The sequence below is a fragment of the Kangiella sediminilitoris genome (assembly GCF_001708405.1).
In the GTDB taxonomy this organism is placed as follows: Bacteria; Pseudomonadota; Gammaproteobacteria; order Enterobacterales; family Kangiellaceae; genus Kangiella; species Kangiella sediminilitoris.
Map to the genome: position 1 here is coordinate 2,432,290 of NZ_CP012418.1, position 25,914 is coordinate 2,458,203.

At 44.2% G+C, this 25,914-nt stretch carries 25 protein-coding genes; 13 read left to right on the plus strand and 12 right to left on the minus strand.

What is annotated here, in order from left to right:
- Window positions 1-5 precede the first annotated feature (5 nt).
- The 11 genes from KS2013_RS11490 to KS2013_RS11540 are packed head-to-tail and all read left to right on the plus strand — an operon-like array spanning window position 6 to window position 12,124.
- On the plus strand, window positions 6-1,742 hold the full coding sequence (locus KS2013_RS11490) for a glycosyltransferase family 2 protein (protein WP_068994050.1): 1,737 nt from the start codon (window positions 6-8) through the stop codon (window positions 1,740-1,742).
- On the plus strand, window positions 1,729-3,276 hold the full coding sequence (locus tag KS2013_RS11495) for an HAL/PAL/TAL family ammonia-lyase (protein WP_068994054.1): 1,548 nt from the start codon (window positions 1,729-1,731) through the stop codon (window positions 3,274-3,276). Before KS2013_RS11490 ends, KS2013_RS11495 begins: the two co-directional genes overlap by 14 nt.
- Entirely contained in the window at window positions 3,269-3,712 is a 444-nt protein-coding gene (locus KS2013_RS11500) for an acyl-CoA thioesterase (protein WP_068994056.1), read from the plus strand. The genes KS2013_RS11495 and KS2013_RS11500 overlap by 8 nt, the downstream gene beginning before the upstream one ends.
- Window positions 3,709-4,341, plus strand: coding sequence for an outer membrane lipoprotein carrier protein LolA (locus KS2013_RS11505; protein ID WP_068994058.1), 633 nt, complete (start codon window positions 3,709-3,711; stop codon window positions 4,339-4,341). Before KS2013_RS11500 ends, KS2013_RS11505 begins: the two co-directional genes overlap by 4 nt.
- Window positions 4,331-6,658: an MMPL family transporter gene (locus KS2013_RS11510; protein ID WP_071890188.1), complete on the plus strand. Its 2,328-nt coding sequence runs from the start codon at window positions 4,331-4,333 to the stop codon at window positions 6,656-6,658. The genes KS2013_RS11505 and KS2013_RS11510 overlap by 11 nt, the downstream gene beginning before the upstream one ends.
- Window positions 6,651-7,901, plus strand: coding sequence for an NAD(P)/FAD-dependent oxidoreductase (locus tag KS2013_RS11515; RefSeq protein ID WP_068994063.1), 1,251 nt, complete (start codon window positions 6,651-6,653; stop codon window positions 7,899-7,901). Before KS2013_RS11510 ends, KS2013_RS11515 begins: the two co-directional genes overlap by 8 nt.
- Window positions 7,889-8,497, plus strand: coding sequence for a DUF3261 domain-containing protein (locus tag KS2013_RS11520; protein WP_068994068.1), 609 nt, complete (start codon window positions 7,889-7,891; stop codon window positions 8,495-8,497). The genes KS2013_RS11515 and KS2013_RS11520 overlap by 13 nt, the downstream gene beginning before the upstream one ends.
- Window positions 8,487-9,680: a beta-ketoacyl-[acyl-carrier-protein] synthase family protein gene (locus KS2013_RS11525; RefSeq protein ID WP_068994071.1), complete on the plus strand. Its 1,194-nt coding sequence runs from the start codon at window positions 8,487-8,489 to the stop codon at window positions 9,678-9,680. The genes KS2013_RS11520 and KS2013_RS11525 overlap by 11 nt, the downstream gene beginning before the upstream one ends.
- Before the next feature lie 3 nt (window positions 9,681-9,683).
- Window positions 9,684-10,160, plus strand: coding sequence for an ApeP family dehydratase (locus KS2013_RS11530; protein ID WP_068994074.1), 477 nt, complete (start codon window positions 9,684-9,686; stop codon window positions 10,158-10,160).
- Window positions 10,161-10,178: 18 nt separating this feature from the next.
- Window positions 10,179-10,904 (plus strand): 3-ketoacyl-ACP reductase FabG2, encoded by a 726-nt coding sequence (locus KS2013_RS11535; RefSeq protein ID WP_068994076.1) that lies wholly within the window; start codon window positions 10,179-10,181, stop codon window positions 10,902-10,904.
- Window positions 10,904-12,124 (plus strand): beta-ketoacyl-ACP synthase, encoded by a 1,221-nt coding sequence (locus tag KS2013_RS11540; RefSeq protein ID WP_068994079.1) that lies wholly within the window; start codon window positions 10,904-10,906, stop codon window positions 12,122-12,124. The genes KS2013_RS11535 and KS2013_RS11540 overlap by 1 nt, the downstream gene beginning before the upstream one ends.
- A 4-nt stretch (window positions 12,125-12,128) precedes the next feature.
- On the opposite strand, the gene KS2013_RS11545 is transcribed toward KS2013_RS11540, so the two are convergent.
- The 6 genes from KS2013_RS11545 to trxA all read right to left on the minus strand — a co-directional run bounded on the left by KS2013_RS11545 (window position 12,129) and on the right by trxA (window position 18,764).
- Entirely contained in the window at window positions 12,129-12,866 is a 738-nt protein-coding gene (locus tag KS2013_RS11545; RefSeq protein ID WP_068994082.1) for an NAD(P)H-flavin reductase, read from the minus strand.
- Window positions 12,867-12,878: 12 nt separating this feature from the next.
- Window positions 12,879-14,360 carry a 4-hydroxy-3-polyprenylbenzoate decarboxylase gene (gene ubiD, locus KS2013_RS11550; protein WP_068994085.1) on the minus strand — a complete coding sequence of 494 codons (1,482 nt, stop codon included), beginning with the start codon at window positions 14,358-14,360 and terminating at the stop codon, window positions 12,879-12,881.
- Window positions 14,361-14,450: 90 nt separating this feature from the next.
- The gene (locus KS2013_RS11555) at window positions 14,451-15,998 is read right to left on the minus strand and encodes a S41 family peptidase (protein ID WP_068994087.1); all 1,548 of its coding nucleotides are present in this window, start codon (window positions 15,996-15,998) and stop codon (window positions 14,451-14,453) included.
- Window positions 15,999-16,107: 109 nt separating this feature from the next.
- Complete coding sequence (locus KS2013_RS11560; RefSeq protein ID WP_068994089.1) at window positions 16,108-16,398, minus strand: energy transducer TonB; 291 nt, start codon at window positions 16,396-16,398, stop codon at window positions 16,108-16,110.
- Window positions 16,399-16,929: 531 nt separating this feature from the next.
- On the minus strand, window positions 16,930-18,186 hold the full coding sequence (gene rho / locus KS2013_RS11565; protein WP_068994090.1) for a transcription termination factor Rho: 1,257 nt from the start codon (window positions 18,184-18,186) through the stop codon (window positions 16,930-16,932).
- 251 nt (window positions 18,187-18,437) lie between these two features.
- Window positions 18,438-18,764: a thioredoxin TrxA gene (trxA, locus tag KS2013_RS11570; protein ID WP_068994091.1), complete on the minus strand. Its 327-nt coding sequence runs from the start codon at window positions 18,762-18,764 to the stop codon at window positions 18,438-18,440.
- Between the two features lie 114 nt (window positions 18,765-18,878).
- Here trxA and rhlB point away from each other — a divergent pair, with 114 nt between their 5' ends.
- Entirely contained in the window at window positions 18,879-20,120 is a 1,242-nt protein-coding gene (gene rhlB / locus KS2013_RS11575; RefSeq protein ID WP_068994092.1) for an ATP-dependent RNA helicase RhlB, read from the plus strand.
- A 273-nt stretch (window positions 20,121-20,393) separates the two neighbouring features.
- The gene (locus KS2013_RS11580) at window positions 20,394-20,678 is read left to right on the plus strand and encodes a hypothetical protein (RefSeq protein ID WP_068994095.1); all 285 of its coding nucleotides are present in this window, start codon (window positions 20,394-20,396) and stop codon (window positions 20,676-20,678) included.
- Window positions 20,679-20,732: 54 nt separating this feature from the next.
- On the opposite strand, the gene KS2013_RS11585 is transcribed toward KS2013_RS11580, so the two are convergent.
- The 6 genes from KS2013_RS11585 to hemF form a co-directional block, all read right to left on the minus strand.
- Entirely contained in the window at window positions 20,733-21,230 is a 498-nt protein-coding gene (locus KS2013_RS11585; RefSeq protein WP_068994099.1) for an acyl-CoA thioesterase, read from the minus strand.
- Between the two features lie 8 nt (window positions 21,231-21,238).
- The gene (locus tag KS2013_RS11590; RefSeq protein WP_228703679.1) at window positions 21,239-22,120 is read right to left on the minus strand and encodes an alpha/beta hydrolase family protein; all 882 of its coding nucleotides are present in this window, start codon (window positions 22,118-22,120) and stop codon (window positions 21,239-21,241) included.
- 140 nt (window positions 22,121-22,260) lie between these two features.
- Window positions 22,261-22,977 (minus strand): DUF4197 domain-containing protein, encoded by a 717-nt coding sequence (locus KS2013_RS11595; protein WP_068994105.1) that lies wholly within the window; start codon window positions 22,975-22,977, stop codon window positions 22,261-22,263.
- 71 nt (window positions 22,978-23,048) lie between these two features.
- Window positions 23,049-23,945, minus strand: coding sequence for an AEC family transporter (locus KS2013_RS11600; protein WP_068994108.1), 897 nt, complete (start codon window positions 23,943-23,945; stop codon window positions 23,049-23,051).
- Between the two features lie 11 nt (window positions 23,946-23,956).
- Window positions 23,957-24,961: a porphobilinogen synthase gene (gene hemB, locus KS2013_RS11605; protein ID WP_068994110.1), complete on the minus strand. Its 1,005-nt coding sequence runs from the start codon at window positions 24,959-24,961 to the stop codon at window positions 23,957-23,959.
- 10 nt (window positions 24,962-24,971) lie between these two features.
- Window positions 24,972-25,913 (minus strand): oxygen-dependent coproporphyrinogen oxidase, encoded by a 942-nt coding sequence (gene hemF / locus KS2013_RS11610; RefSeq protein WP_068994114.1) that lies wholly within the window; start codon window positions 25,911-25,913, stop codon window positions 24,972-24,974.
- Between the last annotated feature and the right edge of the window lies 1 nt (window position 25,914).

The following is a 25,914-nucleotide window of genomic DNA, read 5'->3' on the forward strand; positions in this document are numbered from 1 at the left end:
TTTTTATGAAGCCCGGTTACTGCATCGTCATCCCAAATTATAACCATACCCAGCACATTGAACATGTACTGCAGTCCATTGCACCATTATCCATACCTGTCATTATGGTCAACGATGGAAGCGATGATGTAACGACACAGCTACTTGATAAATTACCAAGTCAGTTTCCCTTTCTGGAGGTGATACACCTTACAGAAAATCAGGGCAAAGGTGGCGCAGTGATGACTGGATTGCTGGCAGCCAGCCAAAGAGGTTATAGTCACGCCATTCAAGTTGATGCTGATGGACAACACAATCTGTCTGATATCCCAGAGTTCATCCGCTTAAGTCAGCAAAGTCCAGACTCTGTTATCTGTGGCATTCCTGATTATGATGAATCAGTTCCTCTAGGACGTCTTATTCCCCGTTACCTTACGCATTTCTGGGTCTGGGTAGAGACATTATCTTTTCAAATTAAGGACTCAATGTGTGGCTTTCGTCTTTATCCTCTCAAAGCTACCTGCCAGCTGATAGGCAATAGCCGTATCGGCAAACGTATGGACTTCGATACCGAAATACTGGTTAAGCTTTATTGGCAGAATGTTCCCGTTATTAATTTGCCGACTAAGGTAACCTACCCAGAAGACGGCTCGTCTCATTTCCAGCTATTCAGGGACAACTGGCTGATTACCAAAATGCATACTCGACTGTTTTTTGGGATGTTGCCAAGAGCGCCTCGGCTGATATCTAAGAAGTTTAAGCGAGCCTCCGCAGAGCAACGTGATACACACTGGTCTGCGACCAAGGAGCGTGGCTCCACACTTGGAATTCAACTGCTTGTCTGGCTCTACAGAGTACTCGGTCAATGGTTTTTCCGCCTAATCTTACTACCGGTAATTGCCTACTTCGTACTTACTGGCAATAAAGCACGCAGGGCTTCCTATGATTTCTTGAGAAGACTAAACCGCTATCAAAACAATCAAAGTCCCGTTCGCTGGTACCATGTGTATAAGCATTTCTATCAATTTGGACTGGCGGCGGTAGATAAAATCCGAGCCTGGCTTGGTGATATTCGTCGAAAAGATATCATTTTCCATAACGTTGACGCCTTTGAGGCATTACGCCAAAGCGGGAAGCAGAAAGGAGCTATTTTTATTGGCTCCCACCTGGGCAACCTTGAGCTGTGCAGGGCAATTGGTGAAAGCGACAGTAAACTGACTATCAATGCACTTGTCTTCACTAAACATGCACTCAAGTTCCAGGCTGCTTTAGATAAATTCAATCCCAAAGCTTCGGTCAACTTAATTCAAGTTGACACTATGGGGGCAGACACAGCCATCAAATTGAGGGAAAAGGTAGATGCGGGAGAGATTGTTATTATTGTCGGCGACAGAACATCAGTGACTCAGTTTGGAAGGGTAAATTACGCTCCCTTCCTGGGAGAGCCGGCACCATTTTCACAGGGCCCTTTTATTTTAGCCGGACTTCTGGAGTGTCCTGCTTACCTGCTGTTCTGCCTTAAGCAGTCCGGCCAGTATCATATCTATCTGGAGCACTTTTCTGATAGCTTGAAGCTGACTAGAACTCATAAGAAGCAGCAGTTACAATCCATTATTGAGCGATATGCGGAACGACTCGAGTACTATTGCCTGAAAGCACCATACCAATGGTTTAATTTTTTCGATTTTTGGCAAAAAGACGATCAGGAGCATATACAGCGGACGATCCAACAACAAGAGAAACACCACAGTGACGACAACTAGCTCACCCATAATTTTTGGTAAAAACAAAATTCTGATAGAAGATATCCATGCTCTGGCTCACGGGCAGGCAACAGCTCGCCTGAATAATGATCCTGCCTTTCAAAAGACCATTCAGTGCGGCGCAGACTTTCTTCAAGAGCTACTAAAAGAAGATGGCGTCATTTATGGTGTAACAACCGGTTATGGTGACTCTGTTACCGAGCAGGTACCACTGTCGAATGTAAATGAACTACCACTACACCTGACACGTTTTCATGGCTGTGGTCTCGGCGAGACCTTTTCGGTAGAAGAAACACGAGCTATCCTGGGCGCACGTCTAGCTTCTTTAACACAGGGTTATTCAGGGGTCAGCTGGCGCTTACTGCAGCAGCTAGAAACTTTACTAACCAATGACATCATGCCGCGCATTCCACAAGAAGGCTCGGTGGGGGCTAGTGGTGATTTAACGCCATTATCCTATGTCGCTGCGGCTTTGATTGGTGAAAGAGATGTGATCTACAAAGGCCAGACGGTACCAACCAAAGAAGCCTTTGATGAACTGGGTATAGACCCCATTCAACTTCAGCCCAAAGAGGGCCTGGCTATCATGAACGGTACCGCCGTCATGACAGCTCTAGCCTGCCTTGCCTATAAGCGAGCAGAGTATCTAATCGAGCTATGCTCACGAATCACCTCGCTCTGCTCTATTGCATTGCAAGGGAATAGCGCGCATTTCGATGAAATCCTGTTCAACGCCAAGCCACATCCGGGCCAGAATCAGGTGGCGGCCTGGATCCGTGAAGATTTGAACCATCATAGCCACCCACGTAATTCCAGCCGATTGCAGGATCGATATTCTATTCGCTGTGCTCCTCATATCATTGGCGCCCTGAAGGACTCCATGCCCTGGATGCGCCAGATGATAGAAAATGAGCTCAATAGCGCTAATGACAACCCCATTATTGACGGAGAAGGCCAGCACGTACTCCATGGTGGTCATTTCTATGGCGGTCATATCGCCATGGTCATGGATACCCTTAAAACCGGTATCGCAAACCTGGCCGACCTGATGGATCGTCAGATGGCGCTCTTAATGGATCGCAAATTTAATAATGGCCTGCCAAATAATTTATCGGCAGCAAGCTCCGAACGTAAAGCCATCAATCACGGCTTTAAAGCGGTGCAGATTGGCATTAGCGCCTGGACCGCGGAAGCTTTAAAAAACACCATGCCAGCCAGCGTTTTTTCACGCTCCACCGAGTGCCACAACCAGGACAAAGTCAGCATGGGCACCATTGCAGCTCGTGATTGCCTAAGGGTCTTACAGCTAACAGAGCAAGTGGCCGCTGCATCATTGATGGCATCTTCCCAGGCAGTGCAAATTCGTATGAACCAGGATGAAGTGGACTCAGCGTCCTTATCGCAAGGTGTTACAGCAACGCTTTCAGAAGTCTTTGCCAAGTTTAAGCTGGTTGATGAAGACAGACCATTAGAACAGGAATTACGTTATTTTGTGCAACTTATCCAGGCCCGCCACTGGAGTACCTATGGATAACGCATCTCTTAAAGACTTATCCATTGCAGCAGAATATTTTGCTGAAGTTCCCTTCTTCGACCTCGACCCGATGCAAATAGTCTGGCATGGCAACTATGTTAAGTACTTCGAAGAAGCTCGTTGTCAGCTGTTACGCAAGATTGATTATGATTATCCTGATATGAAACAGTCAGGCTATTACTGGCCAATTATTGATATGCGACTGAAGTATGTTAAACCAGCCAGGTACGGCGATAAGTTAATTTGTATCGCTGTACTGAAAGAGTTTGAAAACCGTTTAAAAATTGAATATCAGGTTCAGCATGCACAAAGTGGTGAAAAACTATGTAAGGGCTACACAGCCCAAGTAGCGGTTACCGTCGACACCTTTGAAATGCAGCTGATCTCACCGCCAATCCTAAAACAAAAAATAGAAGATTATTGCGAACAATTATGAATACATTAAAGCAGACAATTCTAGTTCTCAGCTATACTTTATTGGCAATGGTATCTACTACGGCTCACAGCAGCTCTTTAGAAGAATGCTCTCTGGACACAATCACTGACAGACTGTCCAACCAGCCAGAGTTGTCACGCTTCGAGCAACTAAAAACAATAACCGTTTTATCGCGTCCTTTATCATCTGAAGGCTTTCTGCTGCTGACTCCTCAATCCGGTTTAATCTGGCAAACACGCAACCCCATCAAAAGCACCACCGTGATTACCGCTTCTGAATTTAAGCAATTCAATAAAAAAGATCAGCCACTGTCATTGCCGGAATCAGCTGATACTGAAGCAAGCCAGGTTATTTCATCCACTTTTCTGGCCATACTGTCTGGCCATTTTGATCAGTTGAAGCGAAATTTTACCGCTGAAACGTCATGTAGTAATGGTGAATGGCAGGTTTCTTTAACACCCAGTAATGACGCCATCGAGCAAATCATGACTTATATCCATATTGCTGGAACAGACCATATAGATGAAATCGCTTTCACGGAAAGCAGTGGTGATAAAACAGCTTTGCAATTCTTTCCTGAAGAGGCGGAGCCAATAGCTGAGCAATTAAGGAAATATCTTGCAAAATAATTATCGCGCCACACTTTGGTTTGCTTTATTACTGATAGTCGGTTTACTTTTTTATGGACAACTTAAGCAGGGCTTTAAGGTTGAAACCAATATTCTTAAACTGTTACCACAAACAGAAGTAGACCCTTTTGCTGAAGAAGCTTTTACCCGCTTTTCTGATAACAATTTTAAACAGTTAATTATTGCCGTCTCAGCATCTGATAAGAATGGAGCTTTGGATGGCGCACAAAGACTCAGCCAGCAATTATCAGCTACGAAATTGATAGAGTCCTTTCAAAGTCAGCTGACTCAAACAGAGCAACGGGCGATCGCTGAGCTATACTTTAACCACAGGTTTTATTTGTTATCGGACAAGGATCGAAGACTGATGCATGAAGAGGGACGCGATCCCTTTATTGATGACACGCTCCAGCTAATCTATTCGCCCTTATCAGGCCGATTAGTCAGTCTGATTCCTAGCGACCCTTATTTATTATCCTATCGTTATATACAAAATATAAACGCTCTCAATAACAAACGAAATCAGGCAGCAGAGTTGGTTGATGAATTTATGGTGTTCAACCAAAATGGACGGTTCACGGCGTTACTCAGCGCCAGGATCTCAAGCTCCCCGTTCGATACCGATACACAAAACGAACTCAAGGGCGTTATCGAAAAGTTCGAGCGGCAGAATAACGAGCTGTCCATTCTTAGAACCGGCGCCCTTTTTTATGCTCAACATGCTGCAGCATCAGCAAAGCAGGAAATTTCAACCATAGGCCTTGGCTCATTAATTGCAGTTATCGTTTTACTACTGGTGGCTTTTCGTAGTTCAGTTCCACTGCTATTAACATTGAGCTCACTTGCCACCGGAATTTTCATCGCTCTGACAGTGGTTCATCTTACCTTTAGTTCGATCCATATCCTGACACTGGTATTCGGTTCAAGTTTAGTCGGTGTAGCGGTAGATTACTCATTTCATTATTTTGCCACTGCTAACATTCACCAAAGACCCCTGAAGCACATCCTGATTGCCATTACGATGGGGCTTATCTCTAGTGTCATTGGCTACGTTGCCTTGTTTACAGCACCATTCCCTGGTTTGCGTCAGATGGCATTATTTTGTGCCGTAGGGCTAGCCGGTGCTTTTTTCACAGTGGTGCTGTTATTCGACAGAATACCTTACAAGGTCAATACACCAAACTGGATCCTTAACTGCTTCAAACTACAGTTCCAAATGAGTCGATATGTAGCACGACCAACGTTTATCATCCTTTTATTGGCAGCGCCAATAGTGGCAGTATTCATTCTCTCTAATACAGATGAAAATAATGACAACATTCGCCAGCTGCAATCAATCCCCGATGAACTCTATCAACAAGAACTACAGATAAAAGCTTTGGTCAACGCGCCGGCCACTAATCAATTTTTTGTGGTTAGGGCAGATAATCCACCTGAACTGCTGCGTCTACTAGACCAGATAAACCCGTCACTTGAACAGCTGGTCACCAACAATGCCATGGGTAGCTACCAGCACCTTGCACAGTTTGTGCCCGCCCTTAAACAACAGCACAACAACTACAACCTGATAGGTCAGTACTTTCTGCAAGATAACCAGCGGGAATTAGTAGAGCTAGGTTTACTGCAGCCAGATCAGGTGGATGAACTAAAGCAACAATATAATAATCAAGAACCCCTGCAGCTAACCGATTGGCTTAAATCACCGCTCGGACAGCGCTTTAATTATCTTTGGCTAGGTCAGGTCAGTCAGCAATACGCGGCTATTATTACTTTGAATAATATTCAAGATATTCCTTCGCTAGAAGCCGCAGCTAGCAAGCATGAGAACCTTTATTTCATAAATAAAGTGGATAAAATCTCGACAATGTTCGCTAATTATCGCGAGCTGGCATTAATGATGCTAATCCTGGCTATTGGTGCTGTATTCATTGTTTTGACTCTTAAGTATCGCGCTTTAATCGCAGGGTATGTATTGATGGGACCACTGGTTGCTGGTTCTCTAGCCATTATCATCAACATTTTAATTAACAATAGCTTCAATCTATTCAGTACCCTCGCATTATTCCTGGTGTTTGGTATAGGCATAGACTATGGGTTATTTTATGCTGAAGCCAAAAAGCGTTCTTCCTACATAAGTCTCGCTATTGGCTTGTCTGCAATCACTACATTACTATCCTTTGGCCTGTTATCCCTGAGCCAAACCCCGGCTATCCATGCCTTTGGATTAACAATGCTTACCGGTATTTTGACGGTTTTCCTATTATCACCGATACTGGGACACCTTATTTACAGACATAAAGGACTGAAATATGAATAGGCCATCGCCAGATTATGACGTCATCATTATTGGCGCAGGCCCTGCGGGAAGTCTTGCTTCCAGTTTGCTGGTTCAACAGGGCTACAGTGCTTTAGTCATAGAAAAAGAAACATTCCCACGTTTCTCAATTGGTGAAAGCCTATTACCACAATCCATGATCTATCTTGAAGAAGCAAAGATGCTGAAGGCAGTTGAGGAAGCTGCCGAATCTCTAGGCTTTCAGTATAAGAATGGAGCGGCCTTCATAGCTAACGACCAGTACAGTGACTTTAATTTTTCGGAGAAATTCAGCGCTGGCCCCGGCCACACCTATCAGGTCAAACGAGCCCACTTCGATCAGTTATTGGCGAATGAAGCGGAAAACCAGGGTGCGGACTTTAAGTTTGGCTGTTTGCTGACCTCATTACAGCTCGAACCGGAACCGGTTCTTACCATCCAGACAGAAAAGGGCATCAGTGAACAGCTAACCGCTCGCTTTATTCTCGATGCCAGCGGGTTCGCACGGGTTCTACCTAGGCTGCTTGATCTTAGTCAACCCAGTGACTTCCCCGTCCGTAGCTCAGTTTTTTGTCATATCAAAGATAATATTAGTGACACCGATTATGATAGAAATAAAATTTTAATTGAAACCCATCCAGAGCTGGATGATGTATGGTTTTGGCTAATACCTTTTTCCGATGGCACTTCTTCCCTTGGCTGCGTAGCCAAGCCAGAATATTTTGAGCAGCTCACTACTGCTGATACCCCTGAGGCTCTGTTGGATCAAGCCATTGCAGAAACCAGTCGTTTTCAGACTTTATTGGCATCCTCTACGAAAACTTCAGACACTCGCCAAGTCACCGGATTTTCATCTAATGTAAAACAGCTTTACGGAAGGAATTTCGCTTTGCTCGGTAATGCGGGTGAATTTTTAGATCCCATATTTTCCTCGGGAGTGACTATTGCCTTCAAGTCTGCAAAGCTCGCTACTGATATTTTAAACAAACAGTTCACTAACCAGCCCTACTGCTGGCAAACCGAGTTTGCAGAACCTCTTCAGCAGGGAGTAAATACCTTTAAAGCATTTGTTAACTCCTGGTATCAGGGAGATTTCCAGAATATTATTCATTTCAAAGATGCTCCGACAGAAGTCAGAGAAATGATCTGCTCTATTCTAGCTGGATATGCCTGGGACAAGGACAACCCCTTTGTACAACAACCCGAACGTCGTCTACAGGTAGTGGGTGGTCTATGCGCATCTTAGTACTTCTATTCTTCGCGGCTATACTAACAGCCTGTCAGAGTCTTTACCAAAGCTCTGAGAGGAAGGTTATGGTTGCTGAAGAAGTTGGGTTTAGTTTGCTGTCTTCCGTTCCATTCGAAGATGGCTTAAGACTGACTCAGAGTGCTACTGCCGAATATAATAATGAAAGCCATGACTTAATTTTTCAGACGGAAATCCGTCAAGGCAACCTGGCGATGGTTGGTTTAACCCCCACAGGTACTCGACTGTTTACCATCATATTAAAGCAGGGAGAGATCACTGCAGAGGGGTTGTCAGCCATTGTCGAAAATATTAAGCCTGATTATTTGCTGGCCGATCTCCAGCTTAGCTTATGGCCAGCAGCAGAAATACAACAGGCTTTATCAGGCGGTAAGATCATAACGGCGCCCAGCGGGCAGAGGCTAATCACCCGTAATAATCAGCCTATTATCCAAATTGAATACAGCCAGCAGCCAGCGTATGAGGGGACCATCAGGTTTAATCATCTTGAGCGCGGTTACAGCTTATATATAGAACCTCTTAGTATTGAAACCATTGACCAACCATTTCCAGAGAATAGCAATAATGACCTCTAAATCACCGGTTTATATCAACAACATGGCTTTGATTAATGCCATGGGTTTTGAACACGAATCACTGCTTCATAAGCTAAGAATCGGTGATTGCTCTGGAATGAAGCCCTACGATTCAAAACTGACAGGTCATAATTTTCTAGTCGGCAAAGTAACTCAACAACTGCCCAATCTGCCATCTCATTTACAACACCATAATACTCGCAATAACCGCCTGCTTTTACATTGTTTACAGCAACTTGATACAACCCTGTCAGACTTATTAAATACTTATTCTAAAAGCAGGGTTGGCGTTGTCATGGGTACCAGCACTTCTGGTATCGCTGAAGGTGAGCGGGCACTTTCTCAGTATATGGAAGAAGAAAGTTTTCCCGATGAGTTTGACTATTCACAAATTCAGATGTCATCTCCTGCAGAATTCGTCGCTGATTATCTTGGTTTAAAAGGCCCAGCCTACTCGATTTCCACAGCCTGCTCCTCAAGCGGTAAAGTATTTGCTTCAGCTCAGGGGATGATTCAGAACGATTTGTGTGATGTCGTTATCGTCGGTGGCGCAGACTCGCTGTGTGACATGACACTGAATGGTTTTAATTCTTTGGAAGCCGTTTCCAGTGAATTATGCCAGCCCTTCAGCACCAACCGTTGCGGTATTAATATTGGCGAAGGGGCAGCTATTTTTATCCTCAGTCGTGAACCGTCTGAAATTGAACTTTTGGGCACAGGAGAATCATCTGATGCACACCATATCTCAGCCCCACATCCCAAGGGAGATGGAGCCGCCGAAGCTATGGTAATGGCACTTAAGGAAGCCGGCTTAAACTCAGATAGCATTGACTATTTGAACCTACACGGCACGGCAACCGAACTGAACGACAGCATGGAAAGTCAGGCTGTTTCCAGGGTTCTTGGCAGTGATACACCCTGTAGTTCTACAAAGCCTCTAACAGGGCATACCCTAGGTGCCGCTGGAGCAACGGAAATAGGTATCTGCTGGCTACTGTTACAACAGGAAAATTCTCATTTCCTCGCTTTACACCAGTACGACGGCGATTTTGATCCAGAACTGCCTCCAATCAATCTTGTCTCGGAGCAGACAGCAGCCAAGCCTCCCAAAATCGTCATGAGTAATTCTTTCGCCTTTGGCGGCAATAACGTCAGTGTTATAATTGGCCGAACACAGAGGTAAGTGATGTTAGATAACCACAACGACAAATTAAACATTCTATCGATTCCATTAAGAGATTTGGTACCTCATTCCGAGCCTATGGTGTTGCTTGACTCCATCGTTGAGTTTAACGATAACTCATTACTGGCCGAGTTTAATGTAACTGAAAATAGCCGGTTCTATGACGCTTCATGCCAAGGGATCGAATCGTGGGTAGGCATTGAATACATGGCTCAGGCCATAGCTGCCTTAGCTGGTATCAGAGCCAAACTTTCTGGTGAGGAGGTCAAGCTTGGCTTCCTTCTAGGCACACGAAAAATGAATATCTCTGTACCTATCCTGGCAGTGGGTAATCGCTACCAGGTTTACATTGAAGAACTTTACATGGATGATTCAGGTCTAGGTGCCTTTAATTGCACCATTAGACATAATGATTCAGTGGTTAGTGACGCCAAGCTCAATGTATTTGAGACAAGCGACAGCAGCCAGCTTAAACCATAACAACCATAAATATTAATCATGAGTAGAAGAGTTTTAGTGACAGGTTCTAGCAGGGGCATTGGTAAAAGTATTGCTCTGCAATTAGCACAAGACGGTTTCCATGTTACTGTTCATTGCCGCTCGGGCGTTGAACAGGCTAACGAGACCATAGAACAAATCCAAAAGGCAGGCGGAAGTGCCAACCTGATCCAGTTTGATATCGCTGATCGAAAGCAGACACGTTCGGCGCTGGAAATCGATATTGAACAACATGGAGCCTACTATGGCGTAGTCTGTAACGCAGGTATTACTCGTGATGGTGCTTTCCCTGCATTAACGGATAGCGACTGGGATGACGTCATTCATACCAATCTTGACGGTTTTTATAATGTTGTCCACCCCCTGGTAATGCCGATGGTACGCAATAAAAAAGGTGGTCGTATCGTTGCCATGTCGTCCGTTTCAGGTGTTCTAGGCAACCGTGGTCAGGTCAACTATAGCGCCTCAAAGGCTGGCTTAATTGGCGCCACTAAAGCTCTAGCAGTAGAACTTGCTCGTCGCAAAATAACCGTAAATTGCGTCGCCCCGGGGTTAATTGAAACCGATATGATCGATGATGAAATCACCAAAGAAGCAATGAAAGTGATACCCGCTCGTCGTATGGGAAAGCCAGAGGAAATTGCCGGTCTCGTCAGTTACCTTTTCTCCGATACAGCGGGCTATCTTACCCGACAGGTTATCTCGGTTAATGGAGGGATGGCGTAATGAAGCGAGTGGTAGTGACGGGGATGTCAGGTATAACTGCCTTTGGTGATACCTGGGAAGACATTTCTGGCAAGTTCAAAGAAGGTAAGAATGCTGTACGCTTTATGCCCGAATGGGAACAATGCGAAGGATTGCGAACCAGCTTAGCGGCGCCTGTTGACTATCAGTTCCCTAAGCTACCAAGAAAAAAAATACGCAGCATGGGCCGTGTCTCATTGCTAGCAACCTGTGCGACTCAAAAGGCTCTTGAGGAAGCTGGACTACTGAACCATATGGCTCTGACGGATGGCAGCACCGGAATTGCCTACGGCTCTTCATCAGGAAGTACTAAAACAATTCCAGTATTTGGTGACTTGATCAAGGGTGGCCCTATGACAGGTTTTACTTCCACATCTTATGTCGAGATGATGAGCCACACAGCGCCCGTCAATATGGGCGTATTTTTCGGGACTAAAGGCCGTATTATACCCACCAGTAGCGCTTGTACTTCGGGTAGCCAGGGCATTGGTTATGCCTATGAAGCGATCAAGTATGGACGACAAAAAGTGATGATTGCAGGAGGTGCAGAAGAACTCTGTATAACACAGGGCGCCGTGTTTGACTCATTGTTCGCCACCTCGGTACAAAACAATAGCCCAGAGACGACACCAAAACCTTTTGATAAAAAGCGCGATGGTCTGGTGGTTGGCGAAGGTGCTGCAACTTTAATTCTCGAGGAATATGAACATGCTATGGCACGTGGCGCCACCATATTAGGCGAAGTCATAGGGTTCGGCTGTAACTCAGACGGAGCACACGTAACTCAGCCGCAAAAAGATACTATGGCCGTAGCGATGAAGCTCGCCCTGCAAGATGCTGATGTGAGCAGCGATGATATTGGTTATGTAAGCGCGCATGGAACAGCCACTGATCGTGGTGATGTAGCAGAAACGCATGCAACGTACGAAGTTTTTAAACGAGCCGTACCCATCAGCTCTCTTAAAAGCTATTTTGGCCATACGCTGGGCGCCTGTGGTGCCATAGAGGCCTGGCTTTCTATCGAGATGATGCGTAATAACTGGTATGCGCCAACGGTAAATCTTACAGAGGTAGATCCTGAGTGTGCTGAGTTGGATTACATCATGGAAAATGATCGTCATATGACACACGACATGATCATGAGTAACAACTTTGCCTTTGGTGGGATCAACACATCACTAATCTTTAAACGGGCTCAGTGAGCCATTAATCTAACTGGCCCATATCACGTTTAATATCAAGGATGTCAGAATGAATGGAGTCTTTTGATACCCCGCGATCCAGTAAATCCTGATAGACCGACATCACCATCGGCTCAGAACCCCCAATGTAAATATCCATGTTGGTAATATCAGTGTGATCAAGCAGAAATGCATGGTGAACAAAACCTTTGCGGCCCTGCCACTCCTCATCCAGTCCTGATAGCACAGGCACATAAGTGAAATGGTCGTATTTAGAGGACCACTCGTTTGGTTCACGATGCAAATAAAGATCGGCTGAAGTTTGTGCTCCCCAATATAAAATCAAATCGCGATTGGTGTTCTTCCATAACGCTGTTTTAATGACCGAATGGAAGGGAGCAAAGCCTGTGCCCCCAGCAATGAATACTGCAGGACGCTTTGAGTCTGTGAGTACGCAGTTGCCAAATGGGAGCTGTACCTTAACCCGGTTCTGGTGCTTTAACTGACTGATAATTTTGTCTGCTTCGTCATGCCCCGGTAGTCGTCTAATATGCAGTTCCAGAACATCCTGAAGTGGTGAGCTGGCGATAGAAAAAGGTCTCAGCGAACCATCTTCCAGCTGTAACATTAAATATTGCCCAGCTTTATAGGGTGGAAGTTCTCCGTTTACTGGCTCTAGTTCTACCCAGAAAACGTCACGCCCAGCGCGGCGAACTAACGACACTTCACACTCAACAAACTCCGCTTCTACTTGTTCAGACATATAACCTCAGTTTTAAGAATTTTCTTCAGGTTCGAGTCCAAGCTCATCCCACATGGAATCGACTTTATCTTTCACTTTCTGATCCATCACTATAGGCTCACCCCATTCACGATCCGTTTCCCCAGGCCATTTATTAGTGGCATCAATCCCCAGCTTTGAACCGAGCCCTGATACCGGGGATGCAAAATCTAGATAATCAATCGGCGTATTATCGACCATAGTACAGTCGCGAGTTGGATCTACTCTTGTAGTGATAGCCCAAATGACGTCTTTCCAGTCACGAGTGTTGACGTCGTCATCCACCACGATAACAAACTTGGTGTACATAAACTGGCGCAAGAATGACCATACGCCCATCATCACGCGTTTGGCATGCCCCGGATATTGCTTTTTCATCGAGACCACGGCCAGACGGTATGAGCAACCCTCAGGTGGTAGGTAGAAATCAACAATTTCAGGGAATTGTTTCTGTAGTATTGGCACAAATACTTCATTCAATGCTTCGCCAAGAATAGCGGGCTCATCAGGTGGCCGCCCAGTATAGGTCGAATGATAGATTGGATCAGCCCGTTGGGTAATTCGTTCTACTGTAAAAACCGGGAAACTATCGACTTCATTATAGTAACCGGTGTGATCCCCATAAGGTCCTTCATCAGCCATTTCACCCGGCTCAATATAACCCTCCAATACAAATTCAGCGGAAGAGGGAACCTGTAGATCGTTCCCCAGGGACTTTACCACTTCGGTTTTTTGTCCGCGTAGCAAGCCTGCAAAACCATACTCACTGAGTGTATCGGGTACCGGAGTCACTGCGCCTAAAATGGTCGCCGGATCGGCACCGTATGCAACGGAGACGGGGAACCGCTCGCCCGGATTTTTTTCACACCAATCCTTAAAGTCTAATGCGCCACCTCGATGCGCCAACCAGCGCATGATCAGTTTATTTTTGCCGATAACCTGCTGTCGATAAATACCTAAATTTTGTCGATTCTTGTTTGGACCTTTGGTCACTGTTAAACCCCAGGTCATTAACGGGGCGGCATCACCCGGCCAACAGGTCTGCACCGGAATACTGGTTAAATCTACCGCATTGCCTTCTATGACAATTTCCTGACACGGTGCTTTTTTGACCTGCTTCGGTGCCATATTCATGACCTGCTTAAATACCGGAAGCTGCTGCCAGGCGTCTTTAAAGCCTGAAGGTGGCGTTGGCTCCTTTAAGAAAGCCAATAACTCCCCCAGCTCTCGCAACCCCGTCAGGTCGTCTTTTCCCATAGCGAGGGCAACGCGGCGAGTTGTGCCAAATAAGTTACCTAACACAGGGATCGAATGGCCTTTAACGTTTTCAAAAAGAATTGCCGGGCCACCAGCACGCAAAGTCCGATCACATATCTCAGTCATTTCCAGATTGGGATCAACTTCCATCGACACGCGCTTTAACTCGCCCATCGACTCAAGCTTTTCGATAAAGTCTCTCAGGTCTTTATATTGCATAGATTTCGGCTATAGTATTTATTGTGATTATATTAACGAAAAAGCGGCAGAAATGATATCTGCCGCCTATAGTTAAAGTTAATTAACCCATTACTCCAGGATCGTTCGTAACACGTCACTTGCATAGTGTTTTCTATTGCTTATTGTGTAGGGCACAACATTGATATTCACAGGCTCGGTGTTTCGTAATTTACCTTCCTCGGTGACAGTTTTAGAGTATGGCATTTTAACTTCCGCCAATAATAGCTCTTTATCGCTTACCTTAAACTCCGTCATTTCACCGACGACCTTCTTTTGAACTTGCCCATTTGCACCCAGATAGAGGTATAACTTTATTCGTGCATAGGTTGCATCCTGTGCTGGTGCAATTCCATACACTTCAGCTCCAGCATAGTCTTGCATTCTCCATACAAAATCGTCGCATGACGAGACGCATTTCCAATCAGATATAATTGATATTTTTTCAGCCTTAAAGGCATCTTTTCTCGGCTCAATCCACTCTAATGAACAATCATCTGCTCCTTGGCAGAAATCTGCTCGTGGCGCAAAATATTCGCCCTCAACATTCTTACTCTTTTGATACCAGTTTTCTCCTTTGGGGTTTCCATAAAACAACTCCTGCCGAATAGTAGGATTATGTATTTCTTTAGTATTTTTATAGGCCACAGTTAAATCTTTAAATTTATCAGGCATGAAAGCAGCGAGTAGCGGAGAGTTTTCCATCCCACCGATATTATGGGTCATATCAAAAACAAGATGTTCTATGTTGTGCTTTTTTAACTCAGCTAACACGCCATTAATATCACTACAATATGAGCTCGTCGCATCTTTAGTATCACAATAGATACTTGGATCCTGATGGTCGGGATAAATAAAATGCCGAAGTCTTAATACCGCTGTTTTTTCCTTCGAATAAAGGCAGGCGTTTTGCCCTTTAAATATGGAAGTAAAACCTTCGTACCCTGAGTGCGCATCACAGTAATTTTCGGACATATAATCGGTACGTGACTTTGGTGGCGCATCATATATAGCTTCGTACTCGACAGTCTCTTCATTACCGTTCGATAATGTTATTTCCTTTATTTTCGCACCATCGACAGTTATAGCGCCAGCTTCTATTCGACGGGCAAAATCTGCCACACAACCTGCTTCGTTATTATGACGGCATCGGTAGTCACTAAAAGCCTTAAACAGCTTCCCTATAGGTTTTTTATTTAATGCCACTATCGGTTGCTTAGTTTTTGCCAGATAAAACTTTGGGATAGGGTACTCAAACCATATAGCGCTATTAAGCCACTGACTTTTTTTCGGTTCAGGTTCATAAGCTAAGAATATTGCACTCGAATGCAAGTTAACCAGCCCGTCATGAAACTCATCAAATGTTTGGTATAACTCATCCCAGTCTTTAGCATTCAGGAACTTATCTTTTTGGTAATCGACAAATTCCCGCCAGGACACATTTTTTGAGTTATTCCTAGTTTCTATAATCTCAGCATCCAGACGTTCTATTTCACTGATCAATAAGTTATAAAAGTCCTCTTGTTGTTGAGCTGTTAAAAAAGGTTTTTCGTTGGTCTCGGATTTTCCATAACTAGTTATGGTCATCAGGCACAATAAAGCTGACATCAATATCTTCATATGCAATCCTTAGTTTTGTTCTTATCGTAAGAATATACTGAGATTAGATGCTATTTATATAGGGAGGGTTTATTAATGTGTAACAAGTTATATTTGAGACCCTTTTTGTTTATTCTTCCAGTACAAACTCCATTTTATAAGTCATGTTTTTTTGCTCTACAGCTTTACCACCTTTATACCTAATTTTGAAAGACCACTTCTTTAATGCTTTTAGCGCGCTTTCTACAAATACACCTTTAGGATGGTCTTCTATGACCTCTATATTTATGGGCTTACCTTTTTTTGAAATATCAAATTCAAATAGAACATAACCAGACTCAATACCTTCAGAGAATACAACTTCATCAGCCTTTAGAAGAGGTGATATTAATATTAACAATGTGATTATTAGAATTCTCATATAGCCCTTCACATTTTTACTTTTTATAATTTTATACTTTCATTTTCTTCGTGTCTGACCAACGGGAATCCCTGCGGGGCAAAGAAAACGAACCAAAAGAAACGACACCCCAGTCGCCTGGCATACGCCTACCCTCGCTTTTTAAGAGTGATTAGCACATTTATTTTTTTAAAGTATATTAATAAAGAAATTACAGGAAGATATACTACAAATGCATATGGTGGGTAAGTAAGGCCATACATTGTAGCTAGGAAAGGAACTAACAAAGCGTCAAACTTCCATGCAGTAATTAGCAAAAAAGCTCCTAGGATTAACCCTCCTCGAAAAGACCCCAGTAAAACCCGAGACAAAAGCAGGGACTATATTAACCTTACGAAACTCAAGATTTTTCTTAGTAAAAATATCACTAGAAAAAAGGATTATTAGGAATTTTGTGAGGCAGTCTCTCGCACAGCGAGGGCGCGTATACTAATACGTAACCGAGCGAGCAAGAGACTAACAAAACAAAAACCTAAAAAGACGTTTTCTAGGTTATTTTTTCATGGATGTGAAGAACTCATCGTTCGTCTTCGTCATCGCCATCTTATCGATCAAGAATTCGATAGCATCTAACTCATCCATTGGATGTAAGATTTTACGTAAAATCCACATCTTCTGAAGTTCTTCCTGAGTTGTTAATAAGTCTTCTTTACGCGAACCTGAGCGGTTGAAATCAATCGCTGGGAATACACGTTTTTCAGCTATCTTACGAGATAGGTGAAGCTCCATGTTACCCGTTCCCTTAAACTCCTCGTAGATGACTTCGTCCATCTTAGAGCCAGTATCTACCAGCGCCGTTGCGATAATGGTTAAGCTACCGCCTTCTTCGATATTTCGGGCAGCACCGAAGAAACGTTTTGGGCGTTGCAGAGCGTTAGCATCAACACCACCGGTCAAAACTTTACCTGATGATGGAACAACCGTGTTATAGGCACGTGCAAGACGAGTAATCGAGTCGAGCAGGATAACCACGTCTTTCTTGTGCTCTACCAGACGCTTGGCTTTTTCAATAACCATTTCGGCAACCTGCACGTGACGAGCAGCTGGCTCATCAAAAGTCGAAGCAACAACTTCTCCTTTAACCGAACGCTCCATTTCCGTAACTTCTTCCGGACGCTCATCAATCAACAATACAATCAACATACATTCAGGGTGATTGTTGGTAATCGACTGTGCGATGTTCTGTAACATCATGGTTTTACCGGCTTTAGGTGGCGACACGATAAGCGCACGCTGACCTTTACCAATTGGAGCAGCCAGATCAATAACACGTGCCGTAATATCTTCTGTCGAACCATTACCACGCTCCATGCGCATACGGTCATCTGGATGTAGTGGAGTTAAATTTTCGAAGAGAAGTTTTCGGCGAGAGTTTTCTGGGCTGTCGTAATTGATTTCAGCAACTTTTAATAGGGCAAAATAGCGTTCCTGATCTTTAGGTGGGCGTATTTTGCCAAATATCGTATCACCCGTGCGTAGGTTGAAACGACGAATCTGGCTTGGAGAGACATAAATATCATCTGGGCCAGCCAGGTATGATCCTTCCGCTGAACGTAAGAAACCAAAACCATCAGGTAAAATTTCCAATACCCCACCACCAAAAATATCTTCGCCGCTTTTGGCGTGATTTTTTAGAAGACCGAAGATGATGTCTTGTTTGCGCATGCGCGCCATGTGCTCAAGACCAACGGCTTTTGCCATTTCAGACAGTTCTCGAGCGGATTTCTGCTTTAATTCTGTAAGATTCATAATGTTGAATGATTTTTCTTTGACGCATTGATAGACAATGCTTAGTGTTCCCGTGAAATATGTTTGGAGTAGAAACGGAATTTGCCCGCGGGCTTATTTTAGGACGCTGTGTTCAGCAAGGTTAAATGTAGCACTAGAACTCAGGGGTGTCTAGCCTTTTAGGCTAACTATTAACCAATACCGGCCAAAAAGTAGATCATGATCAATAAAAAAAGAGGCCGAAGCCTCTTTTGAATCACAAACAATACTGATTAAATATTGCTGTCAATAAATGCCATCAATTGTGATTTTGATACAGCACCTACTTTAGTTGCTTCGACGTTACCGCCTTTGAACAACATCAATGTTGGAATACCACGGATACCGTATTTAGGCGGTGTATCGCTGTTTTCATCGATGTTTAACTTAGCAACTTTAACTTTGCCTTCATAAGAATCCGCGATCTCATCCAGAATTGGCGCGATCATTTTACAAGGACCACACCACTCAGCCCAATAATCCACTAATACTGGGCTATCAGAGTTAATTACCTCTGCTTCAAAGTTGTCATCAGTTAACTTAACAATTTTGTCACTCATTTATCTAATCTCCTGCTAATTCACTTGCGCTTGGCAACTATCAGACGCACAATGGCTCTATTTGATACAATGACTTGCGATTTTGCAAGTATCCAACGGTAAAAAATTTAATACATGGACAAATCACATTTATCCGATACACGATTCAGCGACCTGGGTTTACACCCTAAATTACTCGAAGCAATCAACGATCTAGGCTTCCAGTATTGTACGCCCATTCAGGCAAAAACATTACCCTTGCTACTTAAAGGACAAAATGTTGCCGGACAAGCTCAAACAGGTACTGGAAAAACCATCGCTTTTCTACTAGGGGTAATGAACGACATCCTCACGTTACCCGAGATAGATGGTCGTCGACCCAATGAACCTCGCTCAATCATTATTGCACCAACTCGTGAGCTGGCAGTTCAAATTGCTAAAGATGCGCTGAAGTTAGCCAAACATGCTAATTTCAAGATTCGAGTAGTATATGGGGGCGAAGATCATGAAAAACAACGCCGTCAACTTGAAAATGGTGTCGATATTCTGATTGGAACAACTGGCCGACTGATAGATTACCTCAAGCAAGGGGCTTATGGTCTTGAAGCAATTGATAGTGTGGTTCTAGATGAAGCCGATCGGATGTTTGATCTTGGCTTCATTAAAGATATCCGCTATTTGTTCCGCCGTATGCCTCCTGCGGAGGATCGACTGAACATGCTATTCTCAGCAACATTATCGCACCGCGTGCAAGAGCTGGCCTATGAACATATGCACAATCCGCAACATGTGCAGGTTGCGGCAGAACAGGTCACCGCAAAGAAGATACGAGAAGCGCTGTTTTACCCAAGCCGCGATGAAGCTCTTCCTTTACTTGTGGGTTTAATGCAACGTTTGGAACCACCTCGTTCTATTATTTTCACCAATACTAAACGTGCAGCAGAGCACGTATGGGCATGTTTGCGAGGTAACGATATTCCTGCTGGATTACTTACTGGTGATGTGCAGCAAAAAAAGCGTCTGCGCCTGTTAGATGATCTCAAAAATAACACGGTGAATGTTTTAGTTTGCACCGATGTTGCGGCACGTGGACTGCATATAGACGATGTGACACATGTCTTCAACTATCACCTCCCAGATGATCCAGAGGACTATGTTCACCGTATTGGTCGGACAGCAAGGGCAGGAGCGGAAGGTGACGCTGTCAGCTTTGCTGGTGAAGATTTTGCAATGAACTTAACCGCTATTGAAAAATATGTGGGGCATGAACTACCTAAGCTTGAAATCAAAGCTGAGTATCTTGCTGAGCTGAAGCCTTCTATTGCCCTGAAGCAGAAACGTCGCCACCCCTCTCAACGTCGTCACAATAAAAATTAAACTTCTATTATGCTCAGCTGCTGTTTCCGCGGCTGAGCCTTCCAGCTTTATGAGACTTGATTCACATTTTTTTATTTATCTCACCCTGTAAGCTAAGCGCCGCTTCTTCTCTAACTTTTTAGTTGTAAGCCTTATACCCTATATTTCTAGAATATTCAGAATAACAATGAGTTAAAAGTCTATCTTTGGCAATATTTTGTTACAAACTCTACCTTATTTTAGTTTGGTTTATTTGCTAATTTCAGAGCTCATTTAAGAGAAAGGAATGTACTGATGTTTAAGCCATTGATAATTATAGGGCTATCTTTTGCATTTTTAGGCTGCGCTACAACAACTTCTAAAACTGCAAATACAGCTCCACAAGCTTCCAAACAGGTTGCTGAAAAAGAGGATGATGAAGGTCCAAAAGTCATTTGCAAAAGAACTCATCGTGTTGGAACAAACTTTAAGCAAGTCCAATGCTGGAATAGAGAAGAATACGCGGCCAAAAAAGAAGCCGACAAAGAGGCAATAAGACAGCTTCAGCGCTCCACTATGGCTCCGCCAGAAGGACAGTAAGCATATCAAAAAGGAGCTGATTGAACTCAGCTCCTTTCTTCACATACTTTCAAGCTACTTCCATTTTTCAACAACATTTTTAATTCTTCCCTCTCGTCTGCCGACATGAGCTTTTATTTGCTCGGCCAGCTCAAAGTGCTTTTTCTCCTTATCTGTTTCAATAACAAGATCTGGGACAGTAACGGGATTGCGCTCTTCATCAAACGCAACCAGGGTGAAGTGAGCGGTAGTGCTTAAGACGTCACCCTCATCACCCCCTTTATCCACAAATACATCCGTACGCACCATCATTGATGACGAGCCGACCAGAACAACCTTGGCGACAGTCTTAATTCTATCCCCGACAAAGATAGGTCGCTTGAAAATAACGCGCTCAACAGAAGCCGTAGACACTGTTCTGCCTGAATAACGAATCGCAGCCAAAGCCGCTGTTGAATCCATAATAGCAAGTAGCTCTCCACCGAACATATTGCCATAGGGATTACTCTGATTTGGGAAAACAAAGTTCCAGGTCTCGATGGACTCCGCTGGTTTCCTTTCACGCTCTGACATAGTCATACCTAATCGTTCAAAAAATTAAGTATAGGTTGCCATATTCCTTTCTCAATTTCTTGTTTTTTCTTGAACAGCCCAAAATGGCCGATGGTTTTACGCCCGATGTCCGCAGGTGTAATGAATTGAGTCTCGATATGACAGTTTTCGTAATGCTTTAATAACCCGTCCCTTGCTTCCTGAGGTGCATACCAGTCATCGGAAATGGTCAACCCAAGCACTTTGCTTTTTATTTTGCTATAGATTGATGTATCGAGTCCGTGCTTTGGCGTGAATAAATATTCTTCTGAGCGCGCCCAACGTAGCCATTGCTTAACCGCTGACTTTGGAACAGGGATAGGTCCTAAAAGCTTAGAAGAGAAATAAGCACCTGACTGGAGTGCTAGTACCAGTGGGAAAATGACATACCAGATTGCTGCAAGCCCATACTTTTGCCATCCCGGCCATAATCTCCAGCTACCGACACCACTGGCAGCGATGACAATCTTGTCAAACTCGATACTGGTTTTCGCCAGACCTGCAATTTGCCCACCGGCACTGTGTCCCAAATAATAAAACCCATCGGGCTCATAGCTTTTCTTTACGAATTGCAGTGCCGCTTCAAGATCCAGCTGCCCCCAATGCTCCATCAGTATCTCACCAGGAGGCATATTACCTTTCTGCGAATGACTAATCCCACGATAGTCAAAAGTTAAAACAGATATGCCGTTGTCAGCTAAAAAGGCTGCAATATGTTTGTAGTACTGGTAGGGGACTCCAAACGCCGATCCAATCACCAAAAATCGACTGTTTTGTTTCTGCCTTTCTTTATTATTTGCGGGGTAAACAGCACCCTTGAGTTCGAAACCATCAGATGCAGTGAATGTCACTTCTTGAAACTGATAAGACACAATAGAACCTGTTTAGAAATAGTGTCCTATTGATACCTTATTTTAGAGCAAAAGGCCAGAGGTCCGGCCTTTATCTAAACTCTCAAACAATTATGACTGACTTAAGCGCAGGAACTGTATTAATCGTTCATTCTTTTTGTTTACTGCCTGGCAAACACTTTTTGCAATAGCTCTGTCGTACGAGCCATAGGATTATCTCGAATCTTCTTTTCTTCCTGTGCTACCAGAGTGAAAATTCCATCCAATGTTTCATCCATAACATAGTCTTCAATGTCCATGTTGGGCTTATCTTTAAAAGGCAATTTTTCATAAGCCCCTAATAGCCTTTTATAATCACTATAAAAACCTACCTGCTCCATACTATCGGTAATGATTGGCTGGAAACGTCTTTCCAGGCTGGATGCCGTTTTATCACGAAAATAATTTGTCGCTGCATTATCACCACCGCGTAAAATTCCCCATGCATCCGCGATAGACATGCTACTGATAGCATCAAAAAATACGGCTTTAGCTTCTCCTGAAGCCTTCTCTGCTGCGCGATTCATCTGGCCTTCAAAGTTATTAACATAAGAGCCAAGGCCCACTTTTCTTAACGTAGTGGCAACATCATCCAGCTGATCTGGCACAGCAATTTTTATGAGAGGATTGTTGCTAAAACCACCAGGGCGATTAGTACTGCTAACGCTGTTTTCCGTTCCTACTTCTAAGGCTTGCTTTAAACCCGCAATAACCGTTTGCTCAGATAACTGTTGCTGGCCACCAATCGTATTCAATACTCTGTTTATATCGGTGGTTTTACAACTCGTCAGTAACAATATTGTGGTTGCTACCGCCAGAAATGCTTTAAACAACTTCATGATATACCTCTATAATTATTAAACGATACCCAAACAGGGCATGGCTCGGTATCATCCGTTCGAGTGACTCTTTAAAAGAAGGATTGCACCAGCCATATCGTAGTCGGAATCGTAATCACCGACAACAACGTACTTAACGCTATAGCGTTATGAGCAACCTTCCTCTCCGATTCTACGGCCTCGACGAAAGGCATAACGCTGATACCGGTCGGGCATGCAGCTAGTATGGTTAATGACATCAATTGGGTCTGATTTAAACCCATTGCCCAATAACCAAAGATAAACACTGCAAAGGGCAGGGCAATAAGCTTAATCGTTGTCACCATCACTGTTTTAGTTATGACAGTACGATTTATTCCGCCTAACGATGCCAGCGAACTGCCAAGAATAATAAGTGCCAACGGTAATGCTGCATCCGAAATCATTTCCAGCGGCTTGAACAGCTGTTTCGGAATAGGAATTTCGAACAGGTTAAATAGTAACCCTAGTACCACACCCAGAATCACTGGGTTACTGAAAATATTCAACGCAGCTTTAAATTTCGATGGAGTGACATTGACCCGGGTAGAGAATAGAAAAAAGGTGGAAAACAATATCAGGCTGTGACCCGAAATCACCGCCAGACTGATGACGAGCCCTTTTTGACCTGTTACGGACAAAATAACCGGAATGCCAACCAAGACATTATTGGAAAAAGTAGAGGTTAAGGCTATGCGATGACTGAATACTAGAGCCAGTACAATAAACACCGCCAGTACCGGAACAAAGTAAGAGAAAAGGGTAGTGCCGATATCCTCCAGTCCCGTCTCATAAACATTAACGAATAGGAAAACCGGTACAAAGGCTTTGAAGACGACCTTTGATAGGTCGTCAAAGAATTCATTTCGGACCAGGCGCCATTTAACCAATACCACCCCGATTAGCACGACCAGTGCAACCGGAATGATAGCGTTTAAGATAACCGTCAAATTAATGCCTGTTATTCGCTTTCAGATAGGTAACGAGAGGCATCTTTAGCAAAATAGGTCAGGATGCCATCGCAACCGGCGCGCTTAAATCCTAACAGCGACTCCATGACAATAGCTTGTTCATCCAGCCAGCCATTAGCCGCTGCGGCCTTAATCATGGCGTACTCGCCACTGACCTGATAGGCAAATGTTGGCATCTTAAATTCGTCTTTAACCCGACGGACAATATCCAGATAAGGCTGGCCCGGCTTAACCATGACCATATCGGCGCCTTCTTCGATATCCAGTGCTATTTCATGCAGCGCTTCGTCGCTATTGGCCGGATCCATCTGGTAGGTTTTCTTATCCGCCTTACCCAGTGCACCAGCGGAACCCACGGCATCTCGGAAGGGTCCATAAAAGCTGGACGCATATTTAGCAGCATAGGACATGATAAGAGTGTTTACATACTCACCTGCTTCCAGTGCCTCACGGATAGCGCCGATACGACCATCCATCATATCTGAAGGAGCCACCATGTCGGCCCCAGCCTGTGCATGGCATAAGGCCTGCTTAACCAGCACATCTTTTGTGATGTCGTTAAGGATATACCCCTCATCATCAATGATGCCATCCTGACCATGTGAAGTATAAGGATCAAGCGCCACATCGGTCATAACCCCTAACTGTGGAAATTGAGCCTTAATCGCCTTTACTACAGTTGGCACCAGCCCCTCAGGGTTATAAGCTTCTTCCGCCTGCAGTGATTTTCTGTCATTACCAATGACTGGGAAGAGGGCGATCACCGGAATACCCATCTCAACCACTTCAGCACATTCTTCGAGCAACAGATCTAAAGTTTTGCGTTCAACACCGGGCATCGATGCGACTGATTCTTTGCGATTATCACCCTCCAGCACAAACACCGGATAAATAAAATCTTTCGCCGAAAGGCTGTTCTCACGCACTAGGTCTCGGCTAAACGCCTGTGCTCTAGTACGGCGTAAACGGCGACTTGGAAAAAAACCACTATTCATTTTATCCACCTTACTGGCTTAACCAATCTCTTGGCTTTAAATAATATTCTGTTAATTCGGCTTCGCGTGAACCGGGTTCTGGCTGCCAGTTATAGCGCCAGCTAACCATACTGGGTAGTGACATCAATATGGACTCTGTGCGTCCACCGGTCTGCAATCCAAACAAGGTGCCACGATCCCAGACCAGATTGAATTCCACATAACGACCTCGGCGGTATAACTGAAAGTCACGCTCATCTTCCGTAAATGCCATATTTTTACGCTTGTTCAAAATCGGTCGGTAAGCCTTGATGTAATGATCACCCACAGACTGCATAAAGGCAAAGCATTGCTCAAAATCCCAGCCTTCACCTGAAAAAGCAGTCCCTTCGGTATTCAGGTCATCGAAAAATAGGCCACCAATACCTCGGCGTTCATCACGGTGCTTGAGGTAAAAATAATCATCGCACCATTTTTTATATTTTGGATAACACTCTTCACCGAATGGATCGCAGGCATCTTTCGCTACCTGATGCCAAAAGCGACAATCTTCTTCAATCGCATAGTAGGGCGTCAGGTCGAAGCCGCCACCAAACCACCAGATTGGGTCGGCTCCTTCTTTCTCGGCGATAAAAAAGCGAACATTCATATGAGAAGTAGGGACATGAGGATTTTTTGGGTGGATCACCAGCGACACGCCCATTGCCTTAAAACTTCTTCCCGCTAATTCAGGTCGGTGCGCTGTAGCTGACGCTGGCATATTAGTGCCTTCAACGTAGGAATAATTGACGCCGCCTTTTTCAATCACGGCACCGTCTTCCATTACGCGCGTCAGACCGCCACCACCCTGGGCACGCTGCCATTCGTCTTTAATAAAATCTTTTTCGCCGTCTTCCTCTGCCAGCTGACGACAAATGTCGTCCTGCAATTTGAGCAAATAACTTTTTACTGCTTCAACACTTATATTTTGCATA